At 69.2% G+C, this 18,405-nt stretch carries 15 protein-coding genes and 1 pseudogene; 11 read left to right on the top strand and 5 right to left on the bottom strand.

Annotated features, from left to right (window positions below; all coding sequences use genetic code 11):
• Positions 1 to 345: 345 nt before the first annotated feature.
• Together ACIRP2_RS20925 and ACIRP2_RS20930 are read right to left on the bottom strand one after the other, a co-directional pair.
• Positions 346 to 1,032 (bottom strand): SDR family oxidoreductase, encoded by a 687-nt coding sequence (locus ACIRP2_RS20925; RefSeq protein ID WP_404252325.1) that lies wholly within the window; start codon positions 1,030 to 1,032, stop codon positions 346 to 348.
• Positions 1,033 to 1,368: 336 nt separating this feature from the next.
• Positions 1,369 to 1,563 carry a hypothetical protein gene (locus tag ACIRP2_RS20930; RefSeq protein ID WP_404252327.1) on the bottom strand — a complete coding sequence of 65 codons (195 nt, stop codon included), beginning with the start codon at positions 1,561 to 1,563 and terminating at the stop codon, positions 1,369 to 1,371.
• 390 nt (positions 1,564 to 1,953) lie between these two features.
• Between ACIRP2_RS20930 and ACIRP2_RS20935 the strand changes: the two genes are divergently transcribed.
• Positions 1,954 to 2,901: an NAD(P)-dependent oxidoreductase gene (locus ACIRP2_RS20935; protein WP_404252329.1), complete on the top strand. Its 948-nt coding sequence runs from the start codon at positions 1,954 to 1,956 to the stop codon at positions 2,899 to 2,901.
• Between the two features lie 766 nt (positions 2,902 to 3,667).
• Here the strand turns inward: ACIRP2_RS20935 and ACIRP2_RS20940 are convergent.
• Entirely contained in the window at positions 3,668 to 4,462 is a 795-nt protein-coding gene (locus tag ACIRP2_RS20940) for a TMEM175 family protein (RefSeq protein WP_404252331.1), read from the bottom strand.
• A 1,232-nt stretch (positions 4,463 to 5,694) separates the two neighbouring features.
• On the opposite strand from ACIRP2_RS20940, the gene ACIRP2_RS20945 reads away from it, so the two are divergent.
• Positions 5,695 to 7,236, top strand: coding sequence for a M28 family metallopeptidase (locus ACIRP2_RS20945; protein ID WP_404252333.1), 1,542 nt, complete (start codon positions 5,695 to 5,697; stop codon positions 7,234 to 7,236).
• Positions 7,237 to 7,365: 129 nt separating this feature from the next.
• Positions 7,366 to 7,845, top strand: a complete 480-nt coding sequence (locus ACIRP2_RS20950; RefSeq protein ID WP_404252887.1) for an aldehyde dehydrogenase family protein — start codon at positions 7,366 to 7,368, stop codon at positions 7,843 to 7,845.
• Between the two features lie 51 nt (positions 7,846 to 7,896).
• Here ACIRP2_RS20950 and ACIRP2_RS20955 read toward each other — a convergent pair.
• A pseudogene (locus tag ACIRP2_RS20955) lies at positions 7,897 to 8,235 on the bottom strand (hypothetical protein); the annotation flags it as partial.
• A 136-nt stretch (positions 8,236 to 8,371) separates the two neighbouring features.
• Here ACIRP2_RS20955 and ACIRP2_RS20960 point away from each other — a divergent pair.
• The 8 genes from ACIRP2_RS20960 to ACIRP2_RS20995 all read left to right on the top strand — a co-directional run bounded on the left by ACIRP2_RS20960 (position 8,372) and on the right by ACIRP2_RS20995 (position 18,144).
• Positions 8,372 to 8,908 (top strand): DUF3558 family protein, encoded by a 537-nt coding sequence (locus ACIRP2_RS20960; protein ID WP_404252335.1) that lies wholly within the window; start codon positions 8,372 to 8,374, stop codon positions 8,906 to 8,908.
• Between the two features lie 335 nt (positions 8,909 to 9,243).
• Positions 9,244 to 10,653, top strand: coding sequence for a hypothetical protein (locus ACIRP2_RS20965; RefSeq protein WP_404252337.1), 1,410 nt, complete (start codon positions 9,244 to 9,246; stop codon positions 10,651 to 10,653).
• Between the two features lie 32 nt (positions 10,654 to 10,685).
• Positions 10,686 to 11,231 carry a DUF3558 family protein gene (locus ACIRP2_RS20970; RefSeq protein WP_404252339.1) on the top strand — a complete coding sequence of 182 codons (546 nt, stop codon included), beginning with the start codon at positions 10,686 to 10,688 and terminating at the stop codon, positions 11,229 to 11,231.
• Between the two features lie 648 nt (positions 11,232 to 11,879).
• Positions 11,880 to 14,018 carry a BTAD domain-containing putative transcriptional regulator gene (locus ACIRP2_RS20975; RefSeq protein ID WP_404252341.1) on the top strand — a complete coding sequence of 713 codons (2,139 nt, stop codon included), beginning with the start codon at positions 11,880 to 11,882 and terminating at the stop codon, positions 14,016 to 14,018.
• A 609-nt stretch (positions 14,019 to 14,627) separates the two neighbouring features.
• Positions 14,628 to 14,954 (top strand): hypothetical protein, encoded by a 327-nt coding sequence (locus tag ACIRP2_RS20980; protein WP_404252343.1) that lies wholly within the window; start codon positions 14,628 to 14,630, stop codon positions 14,952 to 14,954.
• Between the two features lie 240 nt (positions 14,955 to 15,194).
• On the top strand, positions 15,195 to 15,839 hold the full coding sequence (locus ACIRP2_RS20985) for an HPP family protein (RefSeq protein ID WP_404252345.1): 645 nt from the start codon (positions 15,195 to 15,197) through the stop codon (positions 15,837 to 15,839).
• A 118-nt stretch (positions 15,840 to 15,957) separates the two neighbouring features.
• Positions 15,958 to 16,668 (top strand): response regulator, encoded by a 711-nt coding sequence (locus tag ACIRP2_RS20990; protein WP_404252347.1) that lies wholly within the window; start codon positions 15,958 to 15,960, stop codon positions 16,666 to 16,668.
• A gap of 558 nt (positions 16,669 to 17,226) precedes the next feature.
• A complete protein-coding gene (locus tag ACIRP2_RS20995) occupies positions 17,227 to 18,144 on the top strand; it encodes a DUF1918 domain-containing protein (RefSeq protein WP_404252889.1) in 918 nt (305 codons plus the stop codon).
• Positions 18,145 to 18,157: 13 nt separating this feature from the next.
• Here the strand turns inward: ACIRP2_RS20995 and ACIRP2_RS21000 are convergent, their stop codons facing one another.
• On the bottom strand, positions 18,158 to 18,403 hold the full coding sequence (locus tag ACIRP2_RS21000; RefSeq protein WP_404252349.1) for a hypothetical protein: 246 nt from the start codon (positions 18,401 to 18,403) through the stop codon (positions 18,158 to 18,160).
• Between the last annotated feature and the right edge of the window lie 2 nt (positions 18,404 to 18,405).

Below are 18,405 nucleotides of genomic sequence, written 5' to 3' on the forward strand. Positions count from 1 at the left end.
AGCTCCTGATCAACCGCCGATGACCTGTGCTATCGAGCCTCTTTCTTGCTCGCACAGCCGGGCCCCGGTTTCGGAGTTTCGGAGGCGACGGCCGGCACACGACGGACCAGTGGTGCCGGGGGTCGAGCGGGTTTCGTGTCGCCTGCTCCTCATCAGCGCAGGGCACGGGCCCCGGCTTCGGAGTCCCAGTCGCACATCCAGGGCATCCCGAAGACCGGGCTTCTGCCCGCGGCCTTGAGTTCGACGTCGAACCGGGAGCCCTGCTGGGACCGGGCCGCACGATCACACCGCAGTGTGTCGCCCGGAAAGCTCGAGTCCACGGCGCGGCCGCATCCTGGTAATTCATCACCCGTCAAGTGGTTGCGACAGGGAGCGCTTGACCTGCCTGGTCCGTTCGTCGGTGAGGACCTCGACCCGGTCGTTCGCCAGGGCGTCCATGGTCTGCTCCGCGACCTGCGCGGCGCTGATCTTCGGCGCGTCGGTGAAGGAACTGAGTTCCGTTTCCACGAAGCCGGCGTGGACGCCGAGCACGATCGTCCCCTGTTCGCGCAGGCCTTCCCGCAGGGCACCTGTCAACGACCACTGGGCCGCTTTGGAGGCCGCATACCCGGGGTAGTCCAGGCGGGATGTCCAGGAGGCGGTGGACAGCATGTTGACGAGCGCGCCGCCGCCATTGCGCGCCAGGATGGGGGCGAAGGCCCGGGAGACGGCCCAGGTGCCGAAGTAGTTGATCTCCATCGCCTCGCGCGCGCCATCGAACGAACCGGTCAGGAGCTTGGTGCTGAAACCTCCGACGCCCGCGTTGTTGATCACGATGGTGACGTCACCGGCGGCAGCGGCTGCCGCGGCGACCTGCTCGGGCTTGGTGACGTCCAGCCGCAAGGGCGTGAGGTCCTCGTCGCTCACGTTCGCCGGGTCACGGACGGCGGCGTAGATCTTGGCCGCTCCCCGTTCGAGCAAGGCACGGGCGAACGCGCGGCCGATGCCACGATTGGCCCCGGTCACCAGGGCAATGGATCCTTCGATCTCCATCGCGCTTCCTTCCTGCTGGCGCTTGCCATGCCGAGCAGCCGCGGGGAAGAGTGGACACGTTCACGATCGCACCGGCTCGGTCGTACGGCGTAGGCCGACGTGCAGGACGTACGCCCGGAGGGAACCGCAGCGCTGGCCCGGATCTCGCGGCCGGGCTCCGGTGCGGACAGGCCGTCCTGCATTCCCGCAACCCATGCCCTCCACTGCAAGCCTGCACCGGATGCCACGGCTTTGCATGCGGACGAGAAGACGGCTGATGGCTTCGTCGAATCACATCTTCGCCGGGCCGATCGAGTCTCACCGGGACGCAGGCGCACGGTGCGCGGTTCGCGAGGGCTACCACTTGCGGCAGCAACGAACCCGGCTGCGGCGTCGTCGCGCCGCCCGGTACGGGTTGCCGACCGGGGCGCCCTCCCGGTCCATGGGGTCGCGCACGCGTCGGCGAAACGCCCGCTGTTCTTCGATCAGCAGCTCGTTCAGCAGGTAGTAGTCGGTGTGCTCGGAACCACCTGTGACGGGCGGTCCCACCACCGGTGCTGCGTCTTGGGTCCTGGTGGTCGCGCCGACGGGAGCCGGTGTTGTGCCGACGGTGCTCTACCGCGCGGCTTGTCACTGAAGTCCTTCGCCGTCTCGTCCAATCCAGTCGATGCGATCTGGGCGAGGCACGCTGTCACCCGCCTGGAGTGACTGCAGCTGCGCCTGAATCCGAGCGTGTGTGTGGAGACGCAGACTCACATGTGCTCGCCTACGCGGGCGTGGTCCAGTAGGTCTCCGGCCTGATCAACTCCGGCAGGGCTGGATGGTCATCCGATCTGATGCGGAGGCCGTCGGATTCGGCCCTTGTCGGTCGTGTGCCGCGATCCGGTCTGCGAGCTGCAGGACCGTTCGGGTCGAGCCGTCTTCCAGGATCGAGGTACAGAAATGACGTATGCCGCCCAGGACCGCCCGCGCATCGGCTGGATCGGTACCGGCCGCATGGGCTTCCAGCTCGCCGCCCGGCTGCTGGACGCCGGGCACGACGTAGCCGTCTACAACAGGACCCGTAACAAGGCCGAACCACTGACGGAACGGGGAGCCTCGATCGTCGACCGGCCGGCCGGCCTGGCCGACCGGGACGTCGTCTTCACCATGGTCTCCGCCTCGCCCGACCTGGAGGCGGTCACCACGGCCCCGGGCGGCGTGCTGACCTCGCCGGATGCCGCACCGAGGGTGCTGATCGACAATTCCACGGTGTCCGCGCAGATGTCCGCGCGTATCCGTACCGCAGCTGCCGAGCGGGAGACCGACTTCCTGGCCGCCCCGGTGAGCGGGAACCCACAGGTGATCAGCGCTGGCAAGTTGACCATCGCGGTCTCCGGCTCGCGCGCGGTGTTCGACCAGGTCGAGCCGTTGCTGGCACTACTGGGGCGCGGGGTGACGTACGTCGGAGAGGACGAGGTCGCCCGTCTCGTCAAGATCGCGCACAACGTCTTCCTCGGTGTCCTCACCCAGTCACTCGCCGAGATCACCGTCCTCGCGGAGAAGGGGGGTGTCAGCCGTGCCGACTTCCTGGAATTCCTCAACGGATCCGTGTTGGGGTCGGTCTACACCCGCTACAAGTCGCCGGCGTTGGTCAACCTGGACTTCAAGCCGACGTTCACCATGCCGCTGCTGCGCAAGGACTTCGATCTGGGGCTGCGCGCAGCCCGAGAGCTGGAGGTCCCGATGCCGCTCGCCGCCGCCACCGCTCAGCTTGTCGCGGGTGCGATCGGGGCAGGGCATGTGGAGGAGGACTTCGCCACCTTGATCCTTGAACAGGCCAGGAACTCCGGCATCGCACTGCAAGCCGAGAACGTCCCCGTGGACGACGGCCTGTCACCGCGCTCCTGACCGTCCGTAGCCCGGCCGGGCCGGACGAGACGGCGGACCGGCTCCGGTGAGAACGGGCAAGCACCTCGGAAGGCCCCCTCCACAGGGCTCGGGCCGAGACACCCTCGGCTACGCTCCGGTCGCCGTCCGTTCCTTGTGCGTGGGCAGTCCCACGCACAAGGAACGGGTAGGCGCCGAGGCCTTCGCCGGTCGTCAACTCATGGGCAGTAAGCCACTCTTCGGCATCTCGCCCCATCGCTCGGTGCACACGCGATGCCGGACCGACACGACAAGGCGTTGGTCTACGTATCCGTCCTCGAAGGCACCATGCGCAGCAATCTCAACGGCGAGCCCGTGCGCACGAACCATCAGGGCGAGAACTGGGCCGAGCAGCCGGGCGCCCATCACATCCTCATGGAGAGCACCAGCCGGGCGGAACGGCCCAAGCTCCTCGTCGTCCTTTTCTCCGACACGGGAGCCGCCCTCAAGGTCGACTGCCACCGATGCGCACCGGCGGTGAAGAGTCACCGAGGACCTGCTGCGTCCTCAGCGCAGGGCACGGGCACCGGCTTCGACGTCACAGTCGTCCATCCAGGGCATCCGGAGATCGGGCCTGTACGCAGCTCCCCGACCGCTCGGCGATACGGGGCTTCTTTCCGGGACAACTGCTCCCATCACCGACCCCGACGCATCGGTACTGCACTGCGTCGGGCGGGCATCACCGGTCACACCCCCGCCTCAGCCGACGGTGTGACCTCCGCGGCAGTTGGTGTCACCAACAAGCGGATCAGGAGCCGTCCCGCCTACCGCTCAGGCCTTCGCTGGTGACGAAGTAGAAGATCGGGAGGAGAACGAACACCGCAATCGCCAGCAATGGCGCGATGAACACTCCAAGAAGCCCGGCGACGGTGTAGGCGACCGCTCCGGCCCACGAGCGAAGCCGTCCGTGTCGTACGTACGTGTCCTCCACGTCGGGGTCCATCAGCTCGGGGCGCCGGGCGAGCTGTTGGTAGAAGGCCACCCAGCTCAGGCACATCGCGGCGGCAAGGCCGGCGTACAGAGCAACGGCCACCCGCGCGTCAGAGTCCGTGAGGTCGGTCTGCAGTGCGTCCGCGACCACCGCCGTGGGGAAGGACAGTGCCGCGGTGGTGAGCAGAAGAAGCAGGTTGGCGGCATGCAGTCCGCGGTCCATGGCCCTGATGCGGACGAAGGCCTGATGGTGGTTGAGCCAGATCACCGCCACATAGCCGAATGACGCCAGGTAGCCGAGGTAGGCAGGCCACTGAGCCAGCAGAGCCCGGCCAAGACCGCCCGGCTCGTGCGGCGGACCAGCGAGGTTGAGGACCAGAAGCGTGACGGCGATGGCGAACACACCGTCACTGAAGGCCTCGGCCCGTGTGGTCTCGGATCGAGAGAACCTGCGAGAGTGGGTACGGGACAAGGTGGCTCCTGAAATTTCCGGCAGGATGCCCGCGATGCCGACGGGCCTGACGATGCGTGTACGGACGGTGCCCGCCGGACCACCGCACACGGTGATCCGCTCCTCGTCGATCGCCGGCTTCGCGATCTCGCCGGACTGCACCTCGTCGACGGCCTTGCGCCCCTCCGCCGGGGCAGGCCGAAAAGGTGGGGCGGGTTGGCGGCCGCTTCCGCGAACGCGGCTGCCCCGGGTTCCCGGGTTCCAGCACCGGCTCGACCGACGCAAAGGCATCAGACATGCGCGTCTCCTGGAGTTCGTCGGGTACGGGGAGTCCCGGATCGTCGTGCCGGGCACTTCGGCGCCGCCACTCCGCACGGTAGATCCCCTGGGTGTGCACCAGTTGTCCGCAAGCGCATGTCCGATGTCCTCATGGCGCACGGAGTGCTCCGTCCTGCCCGGCAGTCGCCGGCGCGGTGACCCGCCCCTGATTCACGGCGTGCGTCCCGTGTGCTACAGGCGATGCGCCAGTGCGCTGACAGGGCACACAGCGGTGTTCGCCACGCGCGAGGGCCGTCCCGCAATCGTCGGCGGATCAGTGCGGATCAACGCGCGGTGTCGTCGGATGCGGTGCATCGCAACGCGAAGGGTCGTCCGTATACCGGATGTATACGGAGATTCCGACAACGCAGCGAGATGCCGTAACCGTCGTCGCGCGCCCGCCGACGATTGCGGGGCAACCCTTGGCGTCGGCTCAACGGTCGTGCTTCGCTCAGGAATTCGGCAGCGAAATCTCTCGCCATCACCACTCTCCCTGAGGGCTTCCGCGCGATCGCCGCCCGCTATGAGCATCGCACCTGCATCGGCCTCGGCACCGTCACCCTCGCAGCCCTCGTGATCCGGCCCCCGACCTGACCCGAGAGCTGCGCCCAGTAGCCCTCCCGGCAAGCCTCACCTCGTCGCGCCCCCAGCACGCACGCTCGCCGCACTGACCACAGGCCCTGCTGGCTCCTTCCTCCCAGCTCTCACCTTCGTTCGAGCAAGGGAGACCCCGTCCAAGGACTTCCGGTCGCCTTGCGGTCGCACGCACGTGACGACGCTCCTACCGGGTGGAGCGCGGCCGGTCGCTGCACTGGTCAGCGCCGATGACTTCCAGCCAACTCAGTTTGGGTCAGAGCCGATCGGTGTGCTGGGTACCGCGCACGGACAGCGGCGGCGTCGAAGATTCCCGTCAACCCATTACCAAGCGTTTACCGAGCAGATACCTTTCTTCTTGCCGGTGGCAGGGGGCGGAACGATCCGGCCGCCCCTGCCTGCCCCCGGAGCATCACCGCACGTCGTTCGGCCCGTTTTCGGCCATAAGGCCTATTGCTCATGGACCGTCGGAAGGAAGCGTCTTGAACGCTCGGAACCGCCGCACCACGGTAGCCGCCGTATCCGTCGCAGGGCTCATAGCGCCGCTGCTGCTGATCGGATCGGGCACCGCCTCCGCCCACAGCGACCCTGCCAAGGAGGCTGCCAAGCTCGCAAAGAAGCTTGTGAAGAAGAGCAACGCCGAGGACGCCTACGAGCATCTGCAGCAGTTCCAGCGGATCGCTGACAAGAACGGGAACACCCGGGTGGCCGGGTCGGAGGGGCACCGGAAGTCGGCCGAGTATGTCGAAGGCCTGCTGAGGAAGGCCGGGTACTCGGTGACCCGGAACGAGTTCGACTACCCGTTCACCGAGACGCTGGCGCAGAGCCTGCGGGTGGTGTCGCCGCAGCAGCAGGACGTCCCGTTGATCGCCATGACGTACTCCGCCAGCAGCCCGGTCGGCGGCATCACCGCCCCGGTCGCGGTGGTGCCGGTCGACGCCACCACCGGCTGCGAGCCGGAGGACTACACCCCCGGGACGTTCACCGGCAAGATCGCGCTGATCAAGCGCGGCGGCTGTCCCTTTGCGCAGAAGCAGGAGATCGCTGCCGGTGCGGGCGCGGTCGGCGCGATCATCTACAACAACACCGAGGGCGCGCTCAACGGCACCCTGGGAGACCCGTCCGTCGCCAGGATCCCGGCCGGCGGCGTCACGCAGGCGGACGGCGAGGCGCTCGCGACCAAGGCCGCCGCCGGCGCGGTGACCGTCAACCTGGAGATCCGCACCTTCGCGGAGACCCGGCACACCTACAACGTGATCGCCGAGACCAAGGGCGGCGACGCCGACAACGTGGCGATGTTCGGCGCGCACCTGGACTCGGTGGCGGCCGGCCCGGGCATCAATGACAACGGCTCCGGCTCCGCCGGCATCCTCGACGTGGCCCTGAACCTTGCCCACGAGAACGTCAAGAACAAGGTGCGCTTCGCCTGGTGGTCGGCTGAGGAGTTCGGCCTGCTGGGCTCGGAGGCGTACGTCAACAGCCTCTCGGCGGCGGACCTTGCGAAGGTCAAGCTGTACCTGAACTTCGACATGATCGCCTCGCCGAACTACGCCCAGTTCGTCTACGACGGCGACGACTCCGACCAGGTCGGTGCCGGCCCCGGCCCGGAGGGCTCGGCGCAGCTGGAACGGCAGATCACCGACTACCTGGACAGCCGGAACATCCCACACGAGGGCACCGACTTCACCGGCCGGTCGGACTACGGGCCGTTCATCGAGGTGGGCATCCCCTCGGGCGGCACCTTCACAGGCGCCGAGGGCATCAAGACGGCCGAGCAGGCATCCATGTACGGCGGCAAGGCCGGTGTCGCGTACGACGCCTGCTACCACGCCGCTTGCGACACCCTGAAGAACATCAACATGAAGGCGTTCGACGTCAACGTCGACGTGATCGCCAACGCGGTGGGCCAGTACGCCTGGGACACCAGCCTTCTGAGCAAGCCGGTGGCACCGCAGAACACCGAGGGTTCGGCGGGCAGCGGCGGTGGTCTGCACGAGGGCCACGACCACGAGGTCACCGAGTAACTCCCGGTACACACCCGGGGAGGGCTGGACGGTCCGGCCCTCCCCCTCGATGCTTCGGCGAAAGGCCGACCACGCCGTCGGCAAAGGCGCGACGGTCCTCTTGGGCGGCGAACGCCCGGACGGCCCCGGCTGGTTCCACCCGCTCACGTACTGACCGGCATCACGCCGAAGATGCGCATGTACCACAAGGAGGTCTTCGGCCCCGTGGCATGGGCGGGGAACGTCCCTTCTCTGAAGGAGTCCCTGCGAGAGGCCGACGGGCATCCCTACGGCCTCGGGTCGAACCCGTGGAGCGAGGACGAGGCCGAACGCGAACTGTTCGTCCGCGACGTGCAGTCGGGCCCTTCACTGACGGCCATACGATCAGCTACCCCGACATCCCCTTCGGCGGCGTCAAACGCAGCGGCCAGGCGAACTGTCCGGCCTCGGCATGCGGGCGTTCATGAAGCCAAGACCGTCTGGATCGCCAGGACGCCTGCCCCCCGGTGCCAGGCCGCAGCCGGCCGCACCGGCATGCGCGCCGGCCATCGCGGCCGGCAGCCCGCCACGCACATGGAGGCACCGACACCGGTCCGTCGCCGGTCGAACGGCGCCGGACGGGCCGACTGACCGAGTCGTCCGGGCGAGCCCCGGCCCATCCCGGCAAGAGGCCCGCACCCACTCGCGGCCGTTGTTCGTGAAAGGGACGACCAGTTCCTCGTTCTTCGTGTCCACACTGATCACCGGGGCCCCGCCGTTCCGGTGGACCCGAACTCGTTCGTCGAGGTAGTGGAACCGTGCGTCCCGGTCGGGGGGGCTGCTTACCCTCAAGGATCTCGGCGTGGCTCCGCAGGCTGAAGCCTCCTTGCGCAGGAGGTCGCCCACCCTATCGAGAGCTGCCACCGATACGCTCCGGCCGCGTCGGCCGGCCCGACCGATTCCAGTGCGCCCGTCACCTTGTTTCCCGCGGGTGCGCGGGCTGCGCCGGCCGAGTCGGCGGCGAGCGGCGCCTCCGTTCACCTGAAGAATTCCCTAACCGGGCACGAACACCTGCGTCCATGCTGATCAGGCCGGTGGACCGGCCCGGACAGTACGGGCCGGAGCTGCCGCCCTCGCACGGCGCGGGGTCGGCGGCGGTGACAAGGAGGTCTGGCTGATGATGTTCCGAAGACGGTTGCTGCATGCTCCGGTGCTGACCGTGACGCTGCTCGTGACGCTCGCCGCAGTCGGGTGCGGCAGCTCCGGCGATGGGGCTCCCTCGGCTGCCGAACGCCCGCAGTCGGACGCCACGGACCGCACAGGCGACAGCGGCGGAGCCCCGACGAAAACGGACCCCTGCGGGCTCATCTCCGTCCAGGAGGTCCAGCAGTTGGGAGGCGTGTCCGTCACGGCGAAGACGAGCGAGCTCAACACCACGGGCTGCGCGTACTCGCACGAAGGGGTACTGATCTCCTCGACCGTACAGGGCGACGAAGCCAAGGCCTTCGCCGACGACATGCTCGCGGGAGCCCGCAAGAAGCCGCTCTCCGGCGTGGGCGAGGAGGCCTACTCCTACGACGCCTCCGATCACGGGACCTTCGCCGTGCTCTTCCGGAAGTCGGGCACCTGGGTGGCGATGACCGTGGCGGCGGACAGGGCGGACAACGCCGGGCGGCTGAACGAACTCGCCCGGACAGTGTCCGCGCGCATCTGACACCAGCAGCCGGGGCGCGTCGGGCCGCACTCCACGAACACGGCGCGCGGTCGGCAGGAGGCGACGCAGCCAGCGGTGTCCCGAAGGATTCCCGAACAGGGCGCGAACAAGCCTGTTGAAGACAGTCCACGGGGGTACGGCGCCGCGTGCGTCGGCCATGGCGAACGGATCACGACATGAGAGGTATCCGGCTGCTGTCGGCCGTGTCACGGGGAGTTGCGGCCCTCCGCCCGGGGAGGCGGGCCGCGCCGATTGCGATTGCGTTCCTCCTGACCACCACGGCGGCATGCGGTGGCGCGTCCGGGCGTGAGCACGAGGGCTCCGGTCCGGCCGACATGTCCGAGGCCGCGCTCACCTACGGGACCCGCCCGGTCCGTGATCCATCGATCACCTACCAGCCCGACGTCGTGATCGTCGAGGACGGGCCGCGAGCGATCCGGTCGGCATCCAGTGACGGTCTGACCTGGACCATCGACGGAAAAGCCCGCGGCGCCCAGGACGTGCGGCTCGGAAAGGTCCTGTACGCCACCAGCCGTGCGGTGGGGCGGGTGCAGAAGGTGCGCCGGGTGCACGGGGACGTCGTGGCTGCCCTGAGCCCGGTGGAGTTCACCGAGGTCTTCCGCGACGCCCACCTCACCCTCGACCAGGACATCGACGACGGCGCGCTCCACTACCTGGAGATCCCGGACCTGCCCGGGGCGGTGACCGTGTCTGCGGATGCCCCGACGGACGCTGCGACAGAGGCCGAGAAGGGCGCTGCCGAGGACGCCGCGCGGGATGTTCCGACGACGGCACGGACGATCGGACAGACCTCGGTGCGCGCCGCGCATGCGGGGCGTGTCGGCACCGTGGTCGCGCGGGGACCGGCCCGGGTCGCCGCGGCGGCCGGGGGCACGCTTCCACCGGCCAGGTCGAGCAGCGTCACGGCGGATCTCGGGGAATGGAAGGCCCAGCCGTACCGCAGCCCGGGGGCGTTCGGCCTGAAGTTCCATCACAAGGCCGCGGCGGGTCTCAAGGTCTTTGTCGACTTCTCGCTGAAGACGGAGAAGCTGCACATCCGTTCCGATGTACCGATCTCCGGCGGTCGGGTCGCCGACGGGGCCACGTTCGCCGTCGAGGGGATCAAGAGCGTCGCGATCAGCATCGCCGCCGGTGCGGCCAACGGTGTCATCGACAACTCGAAGATCCGGGCCGAGGTACCGGTCCGGATGACTCTGCCGATCGCGGGGACCCCGTTCGCCTTCGACATCAGCTGGAAGTTCAGCGTCGCCACCGCACTCGGCGGCAACAACACCACGGTGACCGCCGACGGTGAGTGGGGGCTCGACGGTGCCATCGGCGTGGTCAACGGCTCGATCGTCACCCCGAAGCTCTCGGTGATCAAAAGCATCATGGACTCGGTCACCGGAATCTCCGTCGGAGTCAGCGGTATCGCCACCGCCGTCGAGTTCAAGGTCCAGGTCGGAGTCGGTGTGCCCGCCGCCTTCGCCGGTCCCTACACCAAGCTCGTCATGGACTTCGGGGTGACCAACGGCTCGGCCCTCGGCGCCCCGCTGACCCGCTGTGTCGGGGCGACGCTGGACGGCAAGGTCGGCGGGGGCGTGGGGGTCTCCGTCTCCGCCGTGGCCATGGCCGCCCTCAAGAAGCTCCTGCCCACGATGAAGTTCCAACTGGTGCAGGAGAGCCTGACACCTTTCGTCCACAGACAGCAGACGCTGCCGGACGTACCGCTGTGCAAGTCCTGACACCGACACGAAGACAGAGGGTGAGGATCCCGATGAAGCGCAACCGCAGCCGCCCGCCGTCGCCACTGGTGCCCCTGGCTGTGCTCGCCTCGCTCGCGCTGTCCGGGTGCGGCGGCCACGGGCAGCCCTCGGCAGCCGGCCCCTCGCCGACCGAGCCGGCCACCGCAACCCGGACTCCGGAGGCGAGCACCGGGGCGCCGTCGCCGAAGGAGGCAGCCGTCGACCCCTGCGCCCTTGTGACCAAGCAGCAGGCGGAGAAGCTGGCCGGAACAACGCTCGACCCCGCGACACCGGTACGGGAGACCTGCACCTACACGGGTCCCGTCACCGGCCCGACGGCCCAGGTGGAGATCTTCGTCGGGGACGGTGCGAAGAAGTACCTCGACATCGAACGCGACCTCGGACACACGCTCAGGCCGCTGACCGGAATCGGCGACGAGGCGTACGCCGAGGACGAGGCGGTCTTCCTTCGCAGGTCCGACCGGTGGGTGTCGATCCGTCTGGTGCGGCTCAACGACCCGGCGGAGAACCGCAGACCGCTGGAAGAGCTGGCCCGACAGGTGGCCACCCGGATCTGACCCGTGTCCCCCGTGCGCACCCGTCGCATCCGCAAGAGTCCCCGCGTTCCTGCCCGTCGCTGTCGTTCTCGTCGTGCTGCTGTTCGTCCTCGCCTTCGTCGGGCCCTACGACGGTCTCGCCCGTGGACGCGGTGCGGTGGTCAACGCCTGGGCCTCAGATCGAGGTCCGGCTCAAGCGACGCCACGATCCGGTCCCCCGACCGCGTGGAAAACGACAGCGGGTAGGCCGCACGCGAGCGGCAGACACAGGAAGAGCTGTCGGTCACCGAGAACCGCATCGCGTGCTCCCGGGCCTTGCGCGGCGGCGCTCGGCCTCGCCCCACGCGCGGTGGCCCTCCCGGTCGGCGGCACCGCCGGCCACAGGCGCGCCCGGTCCGACTGCGGTGGCATGCGGCACGCGGCACGCGGCACGCGGTCACTGTGCGCTGTTCCAAACGGTGGTTCTGAGCGCGCGAACGCGAGAACACCGGCATCGGGAGGGACGCTACGACGACACCGGCGAGTACCGGATCGACGCTCCGCAGAACCTCGGCGGGGTCCGGCCCTCCGAGCCCTGCCGGAACCCACGCCGGAAACCCCGCCGGGGGTGAGTCCCGAACTTCCCGAAACCACCCGGCCCGTCCGTCTTCGTCAGACTATCCTGACGCGGTGACCACCGGCGCGGGAGGGGCTGCGGGCGCTGACCGGGTGCGCGACCCCGATACTGTCGCGCGACTGGCGGAGTCGGCCCTGCGACAGGGGCAGTACAACGAGGCGCTGCGACGTGTCGCGACGCTCCCGGCAGACGTGCCACTGTCTGCCGAACTGGCCTGGAGGCTCGGCCGCTTGCTCCATCAGCGGGGCGAGTTCGAGGGCGCCGAGTCGCTGTACGAACGCGCGGCCGTCGATGCCGGGAACGCCGGGGACGCCGACGCGGACCAGGCCCAGTTGCTGGCCGGCCGGTCGGCAGCACGCTGGGCGCGTGGTGACCGGACGCGGGCACGGAGCCTCGCCGACGAGGCGGTACGGGCTGCCGAGCAGAGCCGCGACGACGCTGCGCTGGCAGCGGCCTACCTCGCCCAGGCGCTGGCCGCCTTCAGTGAGGGCGACCGCGCCGCCAACGAACACGCCTACGCCAGGGCCTTCGCGGCGGCCGAACGGGCCGGGGACATAGGCCTGCAGCTGCGGATCCGCTCCAACGTCGGCTCCCGCCTGGTCGAGGAGGGGCGTTCGCGCGAGGCGGTCGACGCCCTCACCGAGGCGATCCGCCTCGGTGAGGGCGCCCCCCAGCAGACACTGCTCGCACTGGCCCTGCACAACCGCGCCGAGGCCTGGCTGGAGCTCAGCGATTTCAACGCCGCCCGCGCCGACGCCGATCGTGCGCTGGCCCTGTGGCAGCGGGAGGGCTCACCGCTGGCCGCGTTCGGACTGCTGATGATCGCCCGGGTGCACCTGACCCGGGGCTCCGCCTGGCAGGCGACGGCGACCTTCCGCGAGGCCGTGGCGATGGCCGAGCCGGACGGCAACGCCCAGGTCGTGGCGCAGGCATGGGCGGGGCTGGCGCGCACCTGCTACGCCGACGATCCGGACGAGGCGGCGCGGTACGCGGAGTTGTCCCTCACGCTTCCGAGCGCAGCCGGGCCGGTCACCGGCGAGTTGGCCGCAGGCTGGGTCGCACTGTGCAGCGGAGACACCGCCTCGGCCGCCCAGTACGCCGCAGACGTCCGCTCGGAGGCCGGTCGCCGCCGCGACCCGGCCGGGCTGGCCGAGGCGATGGAACTCGCCGCGCTCGCCGCATTCCGGGGTGAGTCGGCCGCGATGCCGGGGCGTCCTACCGCACGTCGTGCCGTCGGGCTGGTGGAGGCGGCCGCGATCTGGGCCGACACGGGCAACGAGGTAGCACTGGCCACCAACGCACTGCTGCGGGCGCGCCACGCGGGCGACCGGCTGTCCGAGGACGTCGCCCGGCAGCGTCTGCACCGGCTGGGGGTATGCGACGACGTCTGGCACATCGCCGGGCCGCTGGCGGCGATCGGTCCGCCGCCGGTCCCGGAGGTTGCCGTGCAGACCCTGGGCCACTTGGCGGTGCTGCTCTCCGGAATCCCCGTTCCCCCGGCCGGATGGCAGTCGCGGAAGGCCCGTGAGCTCGTCAAGGTGCTGGCGGGTCAGCTGGGAAGACCGGTCACCCGGACCGCGCTCGCCACCCTGTTGTGGCCGCAGACACCTTCAGAGGTGGCCAACCGCCGTCTGTCGGTGCTGATTTCGACGGTGCGTGCGGTCCTCGACCCGGCGCGGCGGCATCCGGCCAACCGCTTTCTGGTCACCGATCCCTCCAGCGTGCGGCTCGACTCGGAGCACGTCGTCCTCGACACGGTCCGGTTCCACGACGCGGCGCGTGCGGCCATCGCGGCGAACGCCGCGGTCGAGGGCAGCCGGGACACTGCGGCGGGCCTCGAAGTGGTGGCGCGCCTGGAACTGGTCGTCGGCATGTACACCGGCGACTTCGGCGACGACGGCGAGCTCACCGGGGAGTGGAGCGAGCGCCCGCGCGCGGCCTTCGCCGAGCTGCACCGCGACGTCGTCCGTACCCTCGCCCGGCGCTGCCTGCGGCTGGACCGCTGCGACGCGGCAGCCGGCTGGTACCTGCGCCTGATCGGCGAGGACGGCTACGACGAGTCGGCCCACCTCGGACTGATCGCCGCACTCTCCGCGGCGGGTCGGCACGGCGAAGCGCGCCGCCGCTACCGGGACTACGCCAAGCGCATGCACGAGATCGATGTCCGCCCCGTCCCCTTCCCCACGGCGTGACGGCCCGGGCGTGAAGCCCGCGGCTCGCCTCCCGCGGCAGGCCCCGTCAGAGTCACCGCGCCACGGGCGCACGACCGGCGCGCGGACGAGGACACGGCGAGCGCACTGCCGCGTGATCGGATGCGCGGCTGGGCTCACGGATCGCCCAGGACGGTGACGAAGCGACCGAAGGCCTCGCCCCCAGCGCGACTGCCAGGGCTTCCGGCTCTGTGTTGCCGATGCGTCCGTGTACAGGTGGGCCTGCGCGCAAGGTGCAGTGGCCGGGTGGGACATCGCCGTTGCACCTGTCGAGTCCTCAGGCTTCGGATGGCGAGCCTTGCCGGCCGAGAACGAGCCCGGCTGCATGGTGGGTTCGGTTCTCGCCGGCGTTTTCGTCTCACGGGGCCAGGGAGAAGTAGTCCTCCTCCTGGGAGAAATGCAGTCGTAGGACGGTGTGCAGCCCAACTGGATCCGCGTGGTCGACGGCTGCTCGCCGTGGGCGTGCCGCGGTTCCGAAGTGGAGCCGTCGCAGGATGACTTCGGACTGACCTCCCGGCTTCCCGGCTTCCGGCGACACATGACGCCGGAGGAACTCATACACGGTTCAGTGACCCGAACATCCGGACAACAGTGTTCAACCCCGGCAGCGCCTTCCATCTCCTCCTCGATGCCGGCGAGGTGAAGGGTCAGTGGCCTCCAGGGCTGTCCCGCGCCACATGCTCCGCCGAGAAGACGCTGGGCCGCACTCCCCGCATCACACCCGACGACATGTCCATAACCGTTCAGGAAGAAACCGTCACCCTGAGTGGTGAATTGGAGGAACGCTCAACCATTGCCGTCATCGAACTCCTGCCTCTCCCCCTCGACGGCATCGTCGGCGTCGGCCGATCCCTCGAATACGCCATGGACGATCTCGCACCGGCCCCCGAACCGACGAGCTGCACCGGCACCTCCTGAGCACGCACACCAAGGGACGGAAGGAGTCAACCGCTTCTCGCGGTTCCTGATCGTGCGGTGCACGGCCGTCAGCCGCTTCTCCACATCCTCGCAATGGCTCCTTCCGCCACATTCACGAAAGCACCGTTCGTGCCGGGGCAACAGGGCCGAACAGTCCCCGGCGGGCCCCAGGTGGTCCTACCGTCGGCCGACCACGATGCCGACGCTCGGACATGGGGGCTCATCGTTTCCGGAGGAACCATGAAGCATCTGCGCACCGTCGACGTGTCGACACATGCCGTCACCCCGGTCAACCGTGGAACGCCGCTCAAGGCCGTGGTGAAGACCATGCGTCCATGGCGGATCAGCGCTCTTCCTGTCGTGTCGGACGAGGGACGGGTCGTCGGCGTGGTCTCCGAAGCAGACCCTCTGCTCAAGGCACAAGGCCGGAATGAGTCCTGTGCCGTCTCCGCCGGTCAGCTGACGACTGCACCCGCCGCCACAGTGCCACGGAGTGCGGGCGTCGCGAGTGCTGCTCGGCTGATGGCCGGCCACCACCTCAAGCGGCTGCCGGTCGTTGACGACGAGGGAATCCTGGTGGACGCGGCCAGCCGGGGTGATCCGGTGAAAATCCGCCTTCGCCCCGCCGAGGACATCGCCCAGAAGCTGCGCGAGCTGATCACGACCCGGCTCATTCCGGCGGGCTCGGCCGCCGTGTCGGTTCACGTGCCCGACGGCGGGACGGGCCGTGGAATTCGATGCCGCTGCCGTCCGCTCGCTGTGCGAGGCCGATGCGGTGCTGGGCCGGGCAATTTGCACATACATCGCCGAGACAGTGGCCCAACGGCTGTACGGAACACGGACAAGGCTGCTGCAGCTTTACGGCCCCCAGGCCGGCGCTCCTGATGCCTGACAGCACGGAGCGTCGGACCGTCCGGCCCTGGTGCGTCGCACCTGCGTGGCACCAGGATGGACCAGGGGTACGACTTCGCAGGGCGTCGACGGTGAGAGTGAGGAGGACACCATGAGTGGCGAGAGGGGGTTCTCGGCACAGAAGCCGATCCGCGTGTTCCTGCTCGACGATCATGAAGTGGTCAGGCGGGGTGTGCAGGATCTGCTCGACGCGGAACCCGATATCGAGGTCGTCGGCGACGCCGGCACTGCCGATCACGCACTCGTCCGCGGCCCGGCGCTCCGGCCCGATGTCGCGATTCTCGATGTGCGGTTGCCGGACGGCGACGGGATCACTGTCTGCCGGGAGCTGCGCTCGCAGATGCCGGAACTGGCTTGTCTGATGCTCACCTCGTTCGACGACGACGAAGCACTGCTCGACGCGATCATGGCAGGCGCGGCAGGCTATGTGCTCAAGGAGATCAAGGGGTCGGATCTTGTCTCCGCCGTCCGCACACTGGCTTCCGGGCACTCGACCCTCGACCCGGCGACTACGGCCCGGCTGATGACCAGCCTGCGCGAGGAGGAATTCGGCACCGAGCCCGCGGAGGACGACGCGCTGTCGGAGCTGTCGCCCCGGGAAAAGGATGTCCTCGCTCTGATCGGTGAAGGGCTGACCAACGGCCAGATCGGTAGGCGTCTCTATCTGTCGGAGAAGACGGTCAAGAACCACATCTCCCGCCTGCTGGCCAAGCTGGGTGTCGAGCGCCGCATCCAGGCGGCAGTGATCGCCGCGCACGCCGCGGAGCACTCCCCACCGGGTGCCGGGCACCACCGGAGGTAACCGTACGGCACCCGATGCACCGAGAAGTCCGCAGCGGCACACGCCGGCTCAGCCGGAGCAGCAACGCCTGCCGGTCCATGAACCATCCTGCGCGCTTGTGGAGTTGGCAGGCTCGACAATCGGCGAGGCGGTCGTCCTGCGGTTCACCGTTCGGCCCCGGCTCGTGTCTTCCCGTTCGTCCTCGGCGTGGTCCGTGGTTGGCGCCCGTCTGCAACGGGACGTCGAGTGCAGCTCCCAGACCCTGTCGTCGCTGACGGATACACCGGTGCGGGCGCCGTCAAGCGCGATGCTTCTTCCGTCGCCTTGACGAGGGACGACCACGTGACCTCCGTCCATAGGCCATCGCTGAGTTCGAGCGCCAGAACAATGACGTGTGCTTGAGCCTGAGGCAAGCGACGGTGTGCACGCCCACCCGCGCCCACACACCGCGTACGGTTCCGCGGCAGTGGGCCCGGTACCAGCCCTCGGCCACGCAGGATCCCGTTCCTCATCCCGTGCGGCGACACGCCACACGTGGCACGTTGGGTACAACGACAGGATGAGGAATCGGCGGCGATCATGCGAGCTCACCTCGGCGATCAACTTGTTGTCGAAAGTCCGGCCACCGGCGCCAGCAGGCGCGACGGCGAGATTGTCGGACTGCACCATGAGGACGGCACCCCTCCCTACGACGTGCACTGGTCGGACACCGACCAGGTGACACTCGTGTTCCCCGGGCCTGACGCCCATGTACGCCACCTTGAGCACGGGCCGGGCAGATCCCGCGAGCCGTCCCGGCCGGGCATGGCTGGGGTTCATGCCGAGTCCGCCGGGGTCCGGCCCGATGGAGCGCCCAACCCCGGCGACGTGGGCCGGCGCGTGGCCATGGAACGCGAGCGACAGGGGCTCAGCCGCGCGGAGACAGCCCGGCGCGCCAGAATGGCGCCGGACTACCTGACATACCTGGAACAACAGCCGGCCGACCCGAGCCTGGCGAGTCTCATCAGGCTGGCCGACGCTCTGGGCACCACCGTCGCGGCTCTGCGCGGAGGCGGCATGGATCTGCCGCCCGGCCGAGGTCAGGCGCTCCTGCACCCGCGGTTGCAGGATCTCGGTCCCGACGAATGCCGCGCCCGGCTCTCCACGCACGGCATAGGTCGCGTCGCGGTGTCGACACCCGATGGCCCGGCAGTTCTTCCGGTGAACTACGAGGTCGTCGATGACATCATTGCCTTCCGGACCGCGCCTGACTCGGTGCCCGCGATGGCCGGGGGAACGGATGTCGCATTCGAGGTCGACCACCTGGACGAGGCCATGAGCCAGGGCTGGAGCGTGCTTGCCGTAGGCCCTGCGCGGATCGTCACGGAGCCGGACGCACTTCGGCGGCTCGCCGACAGCGCCCACACCGAGCCTTGGGCAGGAGGCGAACGCATGACGTGGGTGGCGATCCGGCCCACGCGTCTCACAGGGCGGCGTATCAGTCCGGCTGATCAGTGACCGACGCGGACGGTCACGGAATGCCAGGCGGGCATTCCGTGAGCACGATCCGGCCCTGACCACCCAGGTCCACCAGTGGCATGCTGCCGCCCGTGCGATCCGCCGCATCGGCCTCACACTCACTCGCCGCGACCGGGTCTCGGCGTCGGCGGGACAGTGGCTCGGCCTCACGGCCGCGTACGCCGACTGTCTCGTCGAGCACGTCGTTCCTGATCCGCGCGGCGAAGCCGTTTCGGCGCTGTCGCTTGACTTCGGGCATGG

This window comes from Streptomyces sp. NPDC101194 (assembly GCF_044767885.1).
Classification (GTDB): Bacteria; Actinomycetota; Actinomycetes; order Streptomycetales; family Streptomycetaceae; genus Streptomyces.